A 17,136-nucleotide genomic window follows, 5' to 3' on the forward strand; every position below is an offset into this window, starting at 1 on the left:
TTTGAATTTTATTAAAATAATATATATATGTTTATCTTGGGAGTTTTTCGGCTTTTCAATGAGGAATTATAGGTATTCTTATGTAAATTAAATATAAGAAGTTAACCATAATTTGAAATCTAGTTGTAAACTAATTTTTTTAGGCAATTTGATGATACCTTTTGAAATTTTAGTGCTTTCTTATATTGTTTTTTACTCTCATAGTACTCACTTAGCTGAGTGGAATATTTCGCTAAATCAGCATATAAACTCTCTTTTTGTAAATAAGGAAGTAAATCATGCATTAACAAATCGATAGCTGCTTCTTCACTTTTCATTTTATGTTGGTATATTTTTAACATAATTTTATATTTCATGACCTTTTCATTGTCAATGGTTGAAAGTAATTTTTCCCCTGTATTTATCCACCGTTCAGCATTGTTCATATCACCCCTTTCAAAATAGTTTTCAATAAAATGAACAGACATATATAAATCTTGTTCTGTCACTTCAGAGCCAAGTTCCAAGCTTAATTTACCATGTTCTTCTGCTTCTGCGAAATTATTTTGACGACTATAAAAAAATACTAGATTCAGGTGAATTAATTGATTAAGTTCTTTGTTATTTAGCTTGTTAGCTAGGTTAAGAGCTGTTTTATAATGTGTCTCTGCCTTCTCATATTGATGTGATTTTCTATATGCTACACCTAATGATATATGACATTGAGTACAGCGATATAGCTCGTAATTATCTTTAAATAAAACTATTGCTTTTTGAATATGTTCAATCGTAGCTGATGTATTTAAAAGCTTACTATAAGTAATTCCTAATAGATAATTGATGTCTGCTATTTCAAAGGTATTTGAATCTAGCTTATGAACATTACCGTATGCGATTATGTAATACGTAAGTGCTTCATTGTAGCTTTTCATTGTCCAATGATAATTACCGCTAAACTTGTTCCAATAGTAATGATGTATGTTAGATAAAGCCGTAGTCATACCTTTTATTTGTTCAATCTTATGAAGAGCAGCCTTTAAATCCCCTTTGTGTAAATAGTATTGAATAAAGTGGATTTCTATAAGAAGGCTTAATTCACCATCTTCAGTATCATTAAGTACATGTAAAATATCATCGATATTTAAATCATAGTTGTTTACTGAAGGTGTTTGTAATTGTGAAAACCAGTCATAACAAAGCTCGTAGTGTTTATTATTTTTACGAATAGTAGTTGAAATTCCTAATTTTCCACATAGAAGTTTAATTACATTTTCACTTGCAGTAGTTTGTAAATTTTCTATTTTTGATAGATAGGAGACTGATATAATCCCATAAGCTAATTCCTCTTGAGTCATATTTTTTTTAATACGATGAATTTTAATAGCTGAACCTATCTGCAAATATTTTAACCTCCCTAAGAAAAGAAAAAAATTTCAAGATTAATTTTTTTCTCTATTTTACTATAAATTATAAATATTTTAAATATTTACCTATTAAATTATTTTATTCATCTAGATTTAGGGGGAGGTAAATTAGTCTTTCTACTCAACCCTCAGTATTGAAGTTGTCTAGCACAAATAATTTATAAGTATTGTTGGGAAACTGAAGAGAAATATGCTCATTTAGTAGACGTATACTATCGTAACTTTCCCAATATTACTAACTTATTCACATGTTATAATCAGAATAGATAGAATTTTCAGATCTATCTAATGTCTAAATGAAGGAGGGATAGTATGACAGAAGAAAAAAAATTAAATCTTCAAAATGAAGATTTTAATGTAGAACTTGAAGTTTATGAAGTATCTTCATCTACGGTGTTAGAAGCGATGGGAGCTTCCAATGGTCATAACTCGTGTTCTGTAGTAGTGACAAAATAGTTAAAAAAATGCTCAGTTAATACTGTATGTTCATCAGTTGTGTTGGGAAACCGAAATAAATCCCACTGTTCACAAACTGGATTATTATGGATATTTATCAATTATTAATTTTAGTTCCGTAAAATAATTTGAACAAATAGGATGTTAAAAACTATCTATTTGTTATGTGAAGGAGGGATAGTATGCTAGAAGAAAAAAAATTAAATCTTCAAGATGAAGATTTCAATGTAGAACTTGAAGTTTATGAAGTATCTTCATCTACGGTGTTAGAAGCCATGGGAGCTTCCAATGGTCATAACTCGTGTTCTGTAGTACAAACAAAATAATTAACAAATGCTCAGTTAATACTGTTAGCTGAGCATTAATTTTTGATTGAATATTATTTATAATTATCCGAAATATCAAATTGATAATGTATAGATACACACACTATTGTTCATTCTCTAATAATTATTAATTAATGAAAGAGTGTTTAATATGACGATTCATAATAATTACATTGTAAGAACTCCTGTTTTAAACCGAGAGTATATACATAAGGTTTTTCAAACGAATAATCTTGAAGGTTATATTTTGTCAATCATTAATACAGATGACGGTTTTATGGAAAGGATACTTGTAGCAAGCAATAATCTATATGAACAATTAATCGAAGTAAAAAATGGAAAAAAGCTTGAGAAAGATGTAGTCATATCTGTAGTGAAGTATATGCTGCGAATGTCATCAAGGCCAATGCCCTATGGATTATTTGCCAGCATAGGAGAAAAGGATTTTTTATCTAATAACCAGGAACCGTCTGTTACTTATAAGGATGTAAGAGTGTCAATGGAATGGTTGAACAGCCTATCAAAAGAAATCGAGCAGGCACAAACTGCATCATCTCACTTGATGTTATATAAGAATAGTTCCCTTAGGGAAATTAGCGATGCGTTTTATCTAGACAGCGCGATAAATAACAATCGAACGAGATTAAATCTAAAAAAAAGCAATTTTATCGATTTTTTAATGTCATCGCTTGAAGCACCCAAAACGATTTCTGAAATCATTTCATTACTAAGTGATGGTGACTATTCAAAGGAAGAAAGAATACTAGATGCTATTAAACATCTATTGAAGATAAATATGCTTGTAAGTCATTTGCGGCCAGAATCAAGTATTGACAATCGAGAAAATAAATATGGTTTAAACAATTTACTTTGTGAACAAGATTTGATAGATACAGAGCTGTATACAGAAATCAAAGGTTTGCAAAATCTTTTAGATATATATAAGGGTAAAGAAATAGGGGATGGAATAGAAATATATCGTGAATTAACTCGTAAAATGAAAAAAATATGTAAGAGTGAGAGATATATAATCGTTGACTTAATTTCATTTAACCCAGATCAATATGTAGAAAAAAGTGTGATTGAGGAGTTTATTTTACATACAAACTTTTTATCCTCATTTAATGCGTTTACTACGATTCAGAAAGTGTGGGATCGATATGTAATTGAATTTTTAGATGAGTATGGACTCTATAATGAAATTGGTTTATTAGATTTAATCGATGAAGATACGGGTATTGGTTCACCAGATTTCATTCAATCATTATTGCTAGGAACACATGAAATTGAAGATAAATATAATGAATTTCTTCTGAATGTTATACAAAATGCATTAATAAGTGGAGAAGATAAAATTACATTCACAGACGATGATATTTTGTATATAAATGATTTAATTCAATATAAGGGAAGTAATCATATCCAAGATGGTTATGATGTTAAAGTAAATGTAATCAAAGAAAGTGGATATGAAAAAGTTGTTTTGAGTGAAAACTCGTTTGGCAATACATCGAAATCATTTAGTGGAAGATTTAATTTATATAAAAATAGACACAGAAAACCACTTTTTTATAATACTGATGACTATATTAGTGCAGAAGTTAATGTAGTTCCTAATAACTATAGTGATTTAGGCATCACATATCAGCATAATAATTTTAGAATATCTATAAACACGCATACTTCGACAAAAGAAGCTGTTCATATCCCATTAACTGATCTTGTTGTTGGGCTTGATCAAGGTGGTTTATATATTAAAAGCAAATCTATTGGGAAAAAGATTTTACCGGTATTCTCACATATGTTATTTTATAGTAATTTTAACGAAGATGTTGCACTTCTTTTTTTGCATCAATTTGGGAAATATATTTCAAATACGCCTTGTGATTTTCATTTGGGGATTGCAAATAAACTCAATTATATCCCTAGAATTGAGTATAATAATCAATTTATTCTTTCCCTTAAACGTTGGAATATAAGAAAAGATGCAATGTATAAGGAAATAAAAAATTCTGGAATAAGTAAAAGAGAATATTTAACAAAATACTTCGAAAAATATCAGATTGATCCAATTGTTAACATGTTAAAAGGTGATATGACATTACCAATCCATGTATTTACACAATTAGGCATGGATCTAATCTTGAGAGAAATGAAAAGCCCTCAATCACAAGGACTAGTTACTCTAATTGAAGCACCTGAATTGAATGAAGAAAACACTTCTAGTAAAAATGTGGATTTCATTATTACTGTACCGCCAAAAAACAACGTTAATGATTATTTAATAACCCCTGTTGAAAATGATATTGGGTTAAATGGTGTAGTAGATTTTAGTTGGGCTTATTACCACATTTATTACAGAAAAGAGGATCGGATAAAGTTAATACGTAAATGTATTGAATGGCTTGAGAAGGAAGGTATCCGCAAATACTTTGTCGTTAGCTATAGTGATACTAGTAAACATATTCGTTTAAGATTTCAACATCATCACAAAGAAAGCCAATATAGATTCACTACGTTTTTACAATCATTATTTAACAACAAAAAGATAAAGAAATATTCGAAGGAGAACTTTTTCCCTGAGTATTCGAGATATGGTGGTCAAGAACTTTGTAACATAGCTCATGAGTTATTTTGTTATGATACAAAATTTCTATATTCCCATTCTACGCATTTCAAACAACATAGTAAATTAGAACAAGGAGTTATGATTTGTCTATACACAGTGATGGATTTGTTTAAAACGTATCATGAAGCTTTACTGTTTTTGAATGAATTACGTAATAAAAAGAACAAAGAAGTGTTAAAAGGCTTTAATACTGATAGGCAGCATTATATCAATATTGCAACTAAGATGCTCTTTTCATATGATCGTCAAGATGAATTATTATATAAAAAAAGAAAACTAGCAAGAAAATACTGTAATCAAGTAAAACAAACATTCAATGAAGAAAGACAATTTTATATTTTAAAAAGCATTGTTCACATGTCTATGAATCGTTTTATAGGCATAAACCGTGAGATTGAAAATAAAGCATATGAATTGGCTAGCTATACTCTTTACAATTTGAAATACGTCCTAGATATGAAGGGAGGGTATTATGAACTTTTATGAGATTACATGTTATGTTAATGAGGATGACAGTGACCATCAAGTTTATGAAAAATTAAAACAAATTATATTAACAGAAAAAAAGTCTACATTGCTTAAAAGCTGGAAAAATGGATACAACTTGAAATTGGTAGGGTTTTTTAATAATGAAAAAGTCCATCAATATTATTATGAGTTGTCAACAATCATTCAGAATAAACCCACGTCAACATACGATGTAGAAAGCTTCAAAAGGAAATATTTAATGGTTGCTAAGGTTACAAATGACTCTGATGCGCTTGATGAGATTATACAAAATAAGATTTATTTAAAACAAATCTTTGGTTATTACAATTTTCAAAATTACGAACAATTACATTTGTATATAACTATTCACCAAGTCTTTGATTCAATATATATAGATAATTATTGGAACGTTAATGATGTATTAACAATTGTGAAAGATATTATGCCATTCATAAAAAGTTTACCAGATAAAGTGATTAGTGAAAGTGATTTATTATATTCAAATGGTTTTACTTCGCACCTATCACATTATATAGGATTCTTAAACACTCTCAACAAAGGTGATAGAGAACACATCCAAGCAATTTTCAAAAAGAGGGTTATGGAAGACATTACTTATTTGACAAGTAATGATATGAAAGAGAACACACCTTTAGTAAATGGTTTATTTAAAATTTATCGACAAATTTCATCATATGTTGAGGATGGAATGATCAACTTTTACTCTCCACATTCATTAGATCAGTTTCAAGCAGGAATAAACAACAATTCAAATAGACATACAAAGATTTTTGAAAATCCAACCTTAAAGAAAGCAGTTCTGCATGATAACGTATTATGCACAAATAAATGGATATTAAATGTGCTATATGAAAAACTAGTTCTCCTAAATATTAAACCAATTGATAAATTTTATATGAATTTCCTTATAAGTTCTTTTAGATATGATAGTAAGTCGATGGAGGTTAGTTAAATGATAATATACATAGAACCAACGTTGCACATTGTTGATACACAATCAGACTTTATTCTGACAACAAAAGATAAAAACTTAAAATTAAATATTTCAAAAAAGCAAAAGGAGCTTACATATCAGTTATTAAAACAATTGAAAAATGATGAAAACATTACACCGCTTTTAAAAGATAAAACGTCATTTGAATACAAGCTATTCTATTTATTACGCAAACATAATATTATATCGGTTGAAAAGTATGTAGATGAAACGATTTCTGTAAAGGGGATATTAAGAATTTTCGGTCCTTTAGAGTTTTTAAAAATTATCCAGGAGCAAATAAGTGATAGATCTTATATAGAGGAAATGGAGTTTGGACATAGTTTACGCTTTCATCGAGAAGAAGGCCATACAAAAGATGTACATGTATATCTTAGTAAAGAAAATATGTATATTACAACTGATCAATTAAACAGAGTTGCAAACATAACTACAAATAACACTATAATCAACAAGTATGCAGCTTATGTATTTTTAGAGCAGTTTCAAAATAAAACAGTTGATTTAGATAATGCGATACTTAAAATTGATTTAACGATGTATACAAATGAACAAACTTTTCTTATAACTAGTCCAATAAATGAAAATAACTTCTCTAATAGTATTCTTGTGGATAGAATATTATCAAATTTTGAGATCAATTTCGACTACGAAACTTTCTTCCCTCTTGTTTACTGTGTTCTTTATTGTTACACAAGTAAAGTTCAAATAACAGCTTTAGGTTTCGATAAGGAAGATACGATTAGAAACCTTATCATTTTATTAATGCAAGATGAAGAAGACCATTCATGGCTTCAGATAATAGGTAATGATAGAGAGTATGAAATTAATAAAGATTCATTTTTCCATAAGTTCTTAAATATTTATTTTTCCAAAACTGTAGCCATATCTTACGATCAAGGTATAAAAGTTATTAAAAGTGATAGCTTGTCAGTTTCATATACAAAAAATAAAGTATGTAATGAAAACTCTTTATTTTTAACGTTACTTATGAATAATCAATTTTCAGGAAAAGAGTTGACAGTAAATGGTAACAAAATTCTCAGTACGAAACTACAAGAAAGCATTTATTAATATCGTTACAGAGTTAGATGACGAGTTCAAAATGCACACAAAAGATAATATAACTTACGCAAATTTTAGAGGAACTTCATTAGTTATATTAGAGGGAGATCATGTAGTCGAGATAATGTTGGAAAATTTGTATTCAAGGAATAAGGATTCATCATTACAAGGTTCAGTTTTAACCAAAAACCTGCAATCAACCATTGAAGCTACTAAACATATCTATTTTTTCTTACAAAATATGCACAAGTTAGTTGGTATTAGTTTAACTCATACTGCTGTTACGTTTCATTATAAAAATAACAATGTTAGCGATAACTTAAAATCATCAATACATGAGAAAAGATTAGAATGCCCAATAACAGTAAAGGATTTAAAACATTTGCTCGTTTTTTATAATGGTGGATGTGTAATAGATGATCATAACGGTTTTGTCTCTGTAGCAAACTCGAAAAACTATTCTATTCAAGGATTTGGTTACGATTTCAATAAGAAAAGCGCTACTTTTAAAGCCATTGCAGAGTACTTGGAAAGAAGTGCGGCTGCTGAGAAACTTCCAAATACAGTAGAAAATAGTTACCATAACATGAAAGAAAGAGCCATTAATCCAAGACTTTTAGGAGTCTATGACCGTAATATAGATGAAAATAATACAACCCTGCAATTATATAATGACGATCTTAAAATCAATTGGGTAAAAGCTAAATCGTTAATTTCTAATAATGAATATTTTGTTCCAGAACAGGTGTGTCAATATTTACTTACAGATATAAAAAACCGCTACATATATGAAAGCTCTAATGGATGTTCAGTAGGGAATAGCATAGCGGAAGCTTCTTTATTTTCAATTCTCGAAATAATAGAAAGAGATACTTTTATGAATGCTTGGTTTAATGAAAACGAATCCATTCAATTAATTCACTTTGATAAAGACGATACTAATATCAAAGGAAGAAAAATATTCTTTGATGAATTAGGTTATGATCTTGAATTTTATTACTTACGTAATAAAACTAATCTTCCTGTCATATGGTGCCTTTTGCGAAGTAACAATACAAAAAATACGATTTATTCGATAACTGGTTTAGGGTGTCATTTGAATATAAAATATGCTATAGATTCAGCGTTTTACGAGGTATATAACTCCTACTATAAGCTCGTAAACAGCTCAAAACAGAAAATAATAAATAATATTAATAGAATAGAACATACAAATAAAATTAATGACGTACTTGATCACATTTATTATTTTTTATCTTATCGGTCTAAACCGCTTATCGAAGCAAAGATAAAAGGATGTAAAATTTTTGATTATAGTAAAGTGTCTGAGAGTAATTTTCAAAGTGTGAATATTGAAAAAGAGCTCCAATATGTGATTGACCAAACGAAAGGCGCATATAAGGATGTATTAATCGTCAACCAGACTAATCATTTTTTGGAATCACTATCGCTTTATTGTACGAAAGCAATAATTATAGGGGCTACTCCATTAGATTTTACAACTAATCTAGTTAGATTAGTGAATCAAGAAAAAACTAATAAGCGAATGGAAAATAGTAACATACATCCGTTGGCCTAACTAGGAGGGATATAGTGAATTATACGGCTAAGGACTATCTTAGTGAGATGGCTCATTACTGTGGATTAGAGGATAAAAGGATAGAGCAAAATATTATTTCTAGAACAGATGAGTATCATCGTAATAAACAATGGAGTGAAGAAGAAATCGATCAATTCTTAAAAGCAATGCTACGTATGAATGATTTCGTAAGAGTAGAAATGAATACAACCTATAAATTACACAAAGGCTATCCTTCTCCTAGAAGCATATACCCTCTACAGCTGTTTATTTCAATTGGGAATGGACAATTTGTTATGAAGGATGATTGTGAAGAGAAGTATGAATGTTTTCATAATCCTCAATTTAAAGCAAATAAAGGAGATATCATTATAGAATTTATCGATAAATACCCTAACAACTATAAAAATATAAAAAAGACACTATTAATTTTAGAAGCTGGGCATTTGTTGTATAACATATTGACAATCGCGAAGTTATTTAATCGAAAATATAAATTAAATCAGATCGATAATAGAATTCAATTGCAGTTTTTGGAGAGCAATGAACTAAATATAGATGTTGAAAAAATTGAACAATTTAACAACGCTTGTAAAGAGCGGAATAGCGGCCCTTTTCTATTTCCAATTACAACAGTTAATCCATATTTACTGGAGAATCCATTTTCAATGAAAGCAGATATAGATGATGCTCTATCTAATTTAGAGCATTTCTTTTCAATGAATCAACTGAAAGAACAAATTGAAGTAGTATATTATTACAATCAAGGAAACGGGCAGTTCTCATCGCTATCAAGCGATGGACCAAAGATTAATTATGTAGAGCTAAATGAAATATACCCCTATATTAACTTTTTTGGTGCGACTTCCTTTGTCATCTTTTTAATTAAAAATGATGCATTCAAATTACCAAATGCGATAAATTATTTATTAACATTAGGATATTTAAACCAATTAATAGCAGTTAACCAAGCTAGTAAATATCAATATAGTAGGCCGATAAAAAGTTATGATATGGAAGCGCTTGAAAAATTGGCTCAAATAGATATGTCTATATATACACCATATTATTGTTTAATTTCAGGGATAGTAATTTAAGGAGCGATATACATGGAATCGACCAATCTAAATTGGAAAAAGATTATTGCGTTTTCACTCCCTATGACTCTCATTGGAGTTGCGGATCTATTATTAATTGGCATTGATTTTTTTTGGATATATTTTTTTATAGGTGAACCAGAAGCAATATCTGCATTACGTGTATCTTCATCTATTATATTACTAATAGAAGCGTGTCTAACTGGGGTAATATCTGCACTATTAGTATATATTAGTCAACATCTAGGTGCTGAAGACCTAGATGAGGTGAAAAGAGGAATTAAAGGAAGCTTTTCGTTTTCAATTAATGCTGGTTTAGTCATAACATTTGTAGGTTTATTGTTATTACCTCTGTTTATTTTCATTTTTGGCGTAGCGACTGAAACCTCTCAATTTGTCAAAGATTATTTGAGTATATTCTTATTGGGATATATTGTCATCTCACTCAATAATCTACTTTTATTATTGCCAAGGTATTTTCAAAAACTCACATTAGTTTATAAAGGTTTGACTATTACTTTAGTTAGTAACTTATTAATAACTCCATTATTTATGTTTGCCTTCAAAAAGTTAGAAATGAATCTTATTATCGGTGCAGCTATAGGCACAGTTATTGCTAATCTAATTTGTTCTATTTATATGATTTGGCAATTATTTTTAAAGGATTATTTAAAAATTGGTCTTTCTAAAAGTGATCTTTCATTAAAAGTAGACTTTCAATTATTAAGGAAAAACTATAAATACATTGGTTCACAAATTTTTAATGGTTTAACTTACAATGCATCTATGTTTTTTTATATCCTTATTTTATCTTACTACCCTGAAGATGCGTTCAATGTATATGCGGTTGCGACGTACATATTTGTTTTCTTTGGTATTTTTTCACAAAATTTTGCAGCAAGTATCATTCCGATGGTTTCACAATACATAGGTGCTGGTCAAATAGATGCAGTAAAGGATTTAGTAAAAAAGATGGTACAAATATTGTTAGTATACGGATCTTTTGTTGCAATCATTATATTGATGAGTCGGGAACATTTAGCTTTACTTTTATCAACAAACGAACATTTAACCCCTTTGTTTTCAAAATTTTTCGCATACTATTCAATTCCATGGGTGTTAAATACTATTGCGATTATATTTATTTTTGTTGTTGCAGCTTCCGGCGACGCGAAGGGTGGAATTATTTTAACTGTATTAAATATGTATGTTACCGTGCTAGTCTGTCTAAGCTTTGTACCGAAGTTGTTTGAAAATCAATCAAATGGTGTGATTTTTACTTTATCACTTATTCAAGTACTAACGTTTATTACGTCATTGGGATACTATTTATTTGGGAAATGGAGTAAAGCTTCTTTAGTAAAACATACAGTAAGCAATGAGGAAAAATTTTCTGTTGAGAGTAATTCATAATAGTGAATTAAAGCAGAGCATTAGTGTTTTAGTTATTAAACCTATAAAATTTCACAAAAAGGCGCAATTTGCTGTGAGGGGGATTTGATGTCAGGTACAAGTAAGGGAATGAAATTAGGATTGTTTATTTTAGGGGCGGGGCATCATTTAACATCATGGAGACTCTCTTCAGCTGAAAATCCTTTTAGTTTTGAGCATTATTTAGAAGTAGCTAGAATAGCAGAGAAAGGGAAGCTAGATTTTGTTTTCTTTGCGGATGGACTATATATTGATGAATATTCCCACACAAATGTATTACATGCATTAGAACCTACAGTTTTACTATCATCATTGGCTGCTCAAACAAAGAATATAGGTCTTGCTGCTACAGCTTCAACAACCTATAACGAACCGTATAATATTGCACGGCGCTTTGGCTCTTTAGACCATATAAGTCGAGGAAGGGCTGCATGGAACATTGTAACTACCGCAGACCAGGGAACAGCGAAAAACTTTAGCTTTCAAGACCATATGGGACATGGAGTCAGATATAAAAGAGCAGAAGAGTTTGTAGATATCGTTAAAGGTTTGTGGGATTCTTGGGAAGATGTTGCATGGATCCAAGATAAGGAACAAGGTATTTTTGTTAACTATCAAAAAATTCACAAATTAGATCATCAGGGTGAGTTTTTTTCGGTTGCAGGCCCTTTGAATTTATCTAGATCTCCTCAAGGGTATCCGGTACTAATCCAAGCTGGAACTTCAATACCAGGACAAAGACTCGCTGCAAAACATGCAGAAGTTGTATTTGTCAACTATAACAAAGGGATAGAACAGGCAAAATCTTATTATGAAAATTTAAAAGAACAGGCAATTTCCTTTGGTAGAACTAGAGATGAGATGCTTATTACGTCCGGTATACGATTTATTTTAGGTGAAACAGAGAAAATAGCTCGTCAAAAATATGATGAATTACAATCACTCATAGATCCAAATGTAGGCCTTAAACTCTTAGCGAGGATATTGCCAAATATCAATTTTTCTACAATGGATTTAAATAGACCACTACCAGAGTTAGAAGGTCCTGTGGATGAAGAGGAGAAGAAAAAATATACCATCTACAAGAAATTTACTGAGCAAAGAAATTTTTCTTTGAAGCAATTGTCACAACATATAGCATCAATTACACCACATGATTTGTTTATTGGAACCCCTGAACAGCTGGCAAATAAAATGGAAGAGTGGTACAAAGCAGGTGTGTGTGATGGATTTAATTTAATGCCATTAAATATAAAAGAAGATCTAGAGAGATTCATTTTTGATGTTGTTCCCATCTTGCAATTTAAAAACTTGTATAGAGAAGAGTATGAAGGGAATAGTTTAAGAGAAAACTTGGGACTCATGAAGCCTATTTTTAATTGAAAGAAGATGTCAAATTTGTGAGATAAAAATTACATTTAGATTTAATCGACAGAAAATGACTTCAGTATTATTAGGATAATAGAAGGTTTCTATGAACTAAATGCTGAATTAACTATCTACTATTTAGGAGTTTGTTGAAGCTATAAAGAACCCACCTTACTGTGACCATATATCAGTTGATTGTAGAAAAAAAGTAGATGGGTACAGTCAGAGCCTATTGAAAAGGCGGAAGTAGATATTAATATTTAAGGATGTTACAATTTCAGGTGGATCTTCTGAAGATATATCGATACGTATCGCGAAAACACAAAATGCTTTTCATATTTAAAAACACCAAAGAGAAAATTCAATGTTCTTTAAGAAAATGATGCTTTTCAAGAAAATGAAAAGTATCATTTTTAATGGAATAAAATAACTTAAATAAAAACCCTGTACAATTGAATACGTTTCACAAGTGAGGTAATAAATAATTGTACAGGGATCGGATAAGAAGGAAGTTTAGATTAGTTTTGAAAAATAACGGTTTTGACTATTGCAAAATTTACTGAGAAAATTGGATGTTATAATAAATTATTGACGATTTGAATCCATATATAGTGAATAACTAAAGGATAAAGAGCCATATAGTTGAATTAGAAGATTGTCGTATAGTTTGTGGGGAGGAACTTATGAATATAATGAGATCATATATGACATTGAGTATGCATATAATTTTTTTCTAGTTTACATAATATATATTATAGGAAGCAATTATAAAAAGGTTTAATTAGTCTCATAAACTAAGTAAACTTATGATATTGAGACGAAAAATGAAATTATTGTTTACGATTAATAAAATAAAAATCCTTCAAATTTAGAACTATAATCCTAGTTTGTTTAGTTATTTAGTTCTATCCAGTTATTCTGTATGTATTCAGACATTGTTTCGTAATTGTTCTACGAAATAATTAGCGTTACTCGCCACATCATTTCTTCTAAAGCTGAACCCAATCAGTATAAAATTTATGAAATACTTTCATATTCGTTATTTATATATTTTCATATTCTTTCTGGGAAATTTATTTCCTGTATTTTAAGATTTTAATTATTTTTTCCTCTCCATCACTGTTCCAATTAATCGTAGTTACTTAAATGAATGACTAATAACTAAATTCGTAGTTTGTTTTAAATAGTAACGAATTTCGAATGTTAGATTTTTACTTATTTTCCTCTTTTGGAATATATAAATTTCTATAATCCCCCCCTTCTGTCTTACTTTACATATGTCTTTGGTATCTTGAACAAATATTGATTCCAGTGTTTTTTATAAATTCGTAAATTCTGTTGCTTTAAATATGAAAAATTCAACTACATTATTTCATTGTGTATGATCCTGTTTCGTAATCTACGTGTTAACTTTTGTAACCAAAGCTCATTATATACGAGTGGAAAAAATTACATGTTATTTCTTTAAAACTATTTCAAATCCCTTTTCGTTTAATTAGCTGTGATGAACAATATCATAGATAGATAGAATAATAGATCGTCAAAAAGATCCAGCAATATCATTAGTAACTATGTATTGAATTTAGACCTATTCTCTTTAGAGTCATAAGCATTTTATTAACAACCATTTTGTTTGTAAAACAAAAAAAACTAAAAGAGGTGTTTTTCTTGAATTTAACAATTGATAAAGTAACAAAACAGTTTGGAGATAAATTAGCAGTAAATAATGTTTCATTTGAGTTAACTGAGGGAGTTTATGGGTTTTTAGGAGCAAACGGTGCTGGTAAAACAACATTGATGCGCATACTCGTTACACTAATAAAGCCGACTTCGGGTCGTATTTTATTAAATGGGAAGGATATTGAAGTGTTAGGAGAAGAATATCGTGACGTACTCGGTTATTTGCCTCAATACATCGGATTATATAAGAACTTTTCAGCTGAGAAGTATTTAATGTACATTGCTGCTCTTAAAGGTATTGAGAAAAAGGTAGCAGTAAGAAAAGTTGCTGAGCTATTAGAGGTCGTCAATTTAACAGAGCACCGTAATAGAAAAGTTGGTAAATTTTCAGGTGGAATGAAGCAAAGAGTTGGCATTGCCCAAGCACTATTAAATGACCCGAAAGTATTAATTGTGGATGAACCTACAGCGGGTCTAGATCCTGAGGAACGCATTAGATTCCGAAATCTACTATCTTCCATTTCAAAGGATCGAATTGTTTTATTGTCAACACATATCGTTTCTGATATTGAATTCATCGCAAAAGAAATACTTGTCTTAAAAGCAGGTCAACTCATTCATAAAGAAAAGCCAGAAGAGTTACTAGAACAAATTAAAGACTATGTATGGACAATAAATGTACAAGAGCATGAGGTACAAGCATTTCAAGCAAAATATAAGGTAGGAAATATTATTCGTCAGCAAAATGAAATTGGACTTAGAGTCATTTCTGAAATGAAACCTGACGAAAGAGCTATTAAAGCAACTCCTAACCTAGAAGATCTCTATTTATATTACTTTGATCAGGAGGTAGCCATATGAAGCAGCTAGTAAAGTTTGAGCTATATAAATTATTTCGTCAAAAAGGCATTTACATTACTATGGGACTCATGTTTATCCTCTTTAGTATGATTAGTTTAAGTGCACATATATCAACCTCCCCATATAAGGCTTTGGAGTTAAAGAGTGATTTACAGTTAGCGGCGGAAAATTGGGAAGGAGCTATTACTGAGAAGAAATTAGATAATGCGTCAAATATACAAGAATTGCTTATACCGAAAAGTATTGAAGGTACATTATCAGAAAAAGAAGTTGCCGAACATTTTGTAATAATGTCTCTATTTGATAATGAAACGATGAATAGTTTAGTAATTCCTAATAGATTATCTGAACTTCAAAATAATATGAGTAAATTAAGCGCGAGTGATTTTTCATACAAGGAAGCTTTGTTAGAAAAAAATATGTTAGAAGATTTGAATTTTGAAACATTCATCTATAGTAAAGGTCCACAAGAAACAATTGGCTTCGCATATTATTCTCGCTTTTTTACAAGTATAATGATCTTAATCGGTTTAGCTACAATATTTGTGAATGAAACGAATACGGGGATGGATCAGTTAATATATAGCAGTACACATGGTCGTCGTAAGAGTATCACAGCAAAAATTCTCGCTTCCATCATTTACGTATTGTTTGTGATTTTGTCTTGGTTAACATTTGATGTTTTAATGAACATGTATGTTTATGGGAATGGCGGATGGGATGCTCCTGTCCAAATGATCTCACAGCATACACCATATAATTTGACTATGTTGGAGTTTTTCCTCATTCAAACCGGCATTCATATTCTAGTTGCTATTGCTTTTATGACATTAGTTTTAGTAGTATCTGCACTTTCAAAAAATACATTAATGTCATTCATTATTAGTGCATCGATCTTTATCTTACCAACAATTTCATTTAGCATTCCGTTATGGGATTATGTGATGAAGTATAGTTTTGCGAACTTCATAACTGCACCTGATTTTGTTAATTCGTTCCATACAATTAATTTGTTTGGCATTCCAGTCTTAGACCCATTTGTACATTACCCTGTGATTTTTCTACTTAGCATCATTTTATTGATTGCTATATATAGAACGATTAAGAGGAAGCAAATAGCATAACAAGTTTGATAATGAGGAGCTTCATTCTTTATTTCAAAACCAGCTACTATTGCCCATATTAGCTGGTTTTGTTTATTTTGATATAAACACCATAGCTCTTTTTCCATCTAAATTTTTTTATCTTATAAAGAATTTGACTGAACCTCACGATCTCTCCTTTGAATAAGTATAATATTTACAGAATTCCAATGTAATTAATCCATCATTCATCACGATATGAATCTTTTTTTCGTTTAACTATGAATAAAATAAGACACCTTCCCTAAAGGGAAGATGTCGCTGATTCAATGATGTACAACTATGTGTTACATTTCTAATTGTTTAGCATCGTAAATCTTCACATCCAGTGGTGCAATGAGATATTCTGTTGCCTTGTTCGTAAAATATGTAAAGTGTTCACTTGCGTTGTGACTGTTAACAGCATCTAAATCTTTCCAAGCTTCTACCATTGTATACACACTTTCCTTTTCAGTATCTTTCATTAGGTCATAGGAAATATTTCCACCTTCAGCCCTAGAGGCAGTAATTAATGAACGAATATCTTTAAGAAATGCTTCTTCCTTCGCATGGTTTACATGTGTCACAGCATGAATAATAATCATAAATTATCGTC

13 protein-coding genes are annotated in these 17,136 nt (G+C 30.0%); 11 read left to right on the plus strand and 2 right to left on the minus strand.

All coding sequences use genetic code 11. The features are described 5' to 3' along the window. Positions 1-119: 119 nt before the first annotated feature. Positions 120-1,379 carry a helix-turn-helix domain-containing protein gene (locus ACSVDA_RS00565; protein WP_485879940.1) on the minus strand — a complete coding sequence of 420 codons (1,260 nt, stop codon included), beginning with the start codon at positions 1,377-1,379 and terminating at the stop codon, positions 120-122. Between the two features lie 336 nt (positions 1,380-1,715). Here ACSVDA_RS00565 and ACSVDA_RS00570 point away from each other — a divergent pair, with 336 nt between their 5' ends. The 11 genes from ACSVDA_RS00570 to ACSVDA_RS00620 all read left to right on the plus strand — a co-directional run bounded on the left by ACSVDA_RS00570 (position 1,716) and on the right by ACSVDA_RS00620 (position 16,523). Next, positions 1,716-1,859 (plus strand): thiopeptide-type bacteriocin, encoded by a 144-nt coding sequence (locus tag ACSVDA_RS00570; protein ID WP_485879942.1) that lies wholly within the window; start codon positions 1,716-1,718, stop codon positions 1,857-1,859. Positions 1,860-2,041: 182 nt separating this feature from the next. Continuing rightward, entirely contained in the window at positions 2,042-2,185 is a 144-nt protein-coding gene (locus ACSVDA_RS00575) for a thiopeptide-type bacteriocin (RefSeq protein ID WP_485879944.1), read from the plus strand. A 151-nt stretch (positions 2,186-2,336) separates the two neighbouring features. Continuing rightward, positions 2,337-5,300: a lantibiotic dehydratase gene (locus tag ACSVDA_RS00580; RefSeq protein WP_485879946.1), complete on the plus strand. Its 2,964-nt coding sequence runs from the start codon at positions 2,337-2,339 to the stop codon at positions 5,298-5,300. Further along, a complete protein-coding gene (locus ACSVDA_RS00585) occupies positions 5,287-6,276 on the plus strand; it encodes a hypothetical protein (protein WP_485879948.1) in 990 nt (329 codons plus the stop codon). The genes ACSVDA_RS00580 and ACSVDA_RS00585 overlap by 14 nt, the downstream gene beginning before the upstream one ends. Next, positions 6,277-7,392, plus strand: a complete 1,116-nt coding sequence (locus tag ACSVDA_RS00590; RefSeq protein ID WP_485879950.1) for a hypothetical protein — start codon at positions 6,277-6,279, stop codon at positions 7,390-7,392. Further along, on the plus strand, positions 7,346-8,962 hold the full coding sequence (locus tag ACSVDA_RS00595) for a YcaO-like family protein (RefSeq protein WP_485879952.1): 1,617 nt from the start codon (positions 7,346-7,348) through the stop codon (positions 8,960-8,962). Before ACSVDA_RS00590 ends, ACSVDA_RS00595 begins: the two co-directional genes overlap by 47 nt. A 14-nt stretch (positions 8,963-8,976) precedes the next feature. Next, positions 8,977-10,059 carry a hypothetical protein gene (locus ACSVDA_RS00600; protein WP_485879954.1) on the plus strand — a complete coding sequence of 361 codons (1,083 nt, stop codon included), beginning with the start codon at positions 8,977-8,979 and terminating at the stop codon, positions 10,057-10,059. Between the two features lie 12 nt (positions 10,060-10,071). Then, positions 10,072-11,472, plus strand: a complete 1,401-nt coding sequence (locus ACSVDA_RS00605) for an MATE family efflux transporter (protein WP_485879956.1) — start codon at positions 10,072-10,074, stop codon at positions 11,470-11,472. An 87-nt stretch (positions 11,473-11,559) separates the two neighbouring features. After that, the gene (locus ACSVDA_RS00610; RefSeq protein WP_485879958.1) at positions 11,560-12,873 is read left to right on the plus strand and encodes an LLM class flavin-dependent oxidoreductase; all 1,314 of its coding nucleotides are present in this window, start codon (positions 11,560-11,562) and stop codon (positions 12,871-12,873) included. A gap of 1,644 nt (positions 12,874-14,517) precedes the next feature. Beyond that, positions 14,518-15,399 (plus strand): ABC transporter ATP-binding protein, encoded by an 882-nt coding sequence (locus tag ACSVDA_RS00615; protein WP_485880248.1) that lies wholly within the window; start codon positions 14,518-14,520, stop codon positions 15,397-15,399. After that, complete coding sequence (locus ACSVDA_RS00620) at positions 15,396-16,523, plus strand: ABC transporter permease (RefSeq protein WP_485879960.1); 1,128 nt, start codon at positions 15,396-15,398, stop codon at positions 16,521-16,523. The genes ACSVDA_RS00615 and ACSVDA_RS00620 overlap by 4 nt, the downstream gene beginning before the upstream one ends. Positions 16,524-16,828: 305 nt before the next feature. Here ACSVDA_RS00620 and ACSVDA_RS00625 read toward each other — a convergent pair whose 3' ends face one another. Next, positions 16,829-17,125, minus strand: coding sequence for a putative quinol monooxygenase (locus ACSVDA_RS00625; RefSeq protein ID WP_485879962.1), 297 nt, complete (start codon positions 17,123-17,125; stop codon positions 16,829-16,831). Positions 17,126-17,136 lie beyond the last annotated feature (11 nt).

Source organism: Cytobacillus sp. Hm23 (genome assembly GCF_051842895.1).
In the GTDB taxonomy this organism is placed as follows: Bacteria; Bacillota; Bacilli; order Bacillales; family SM2101; genus Nanhaiella.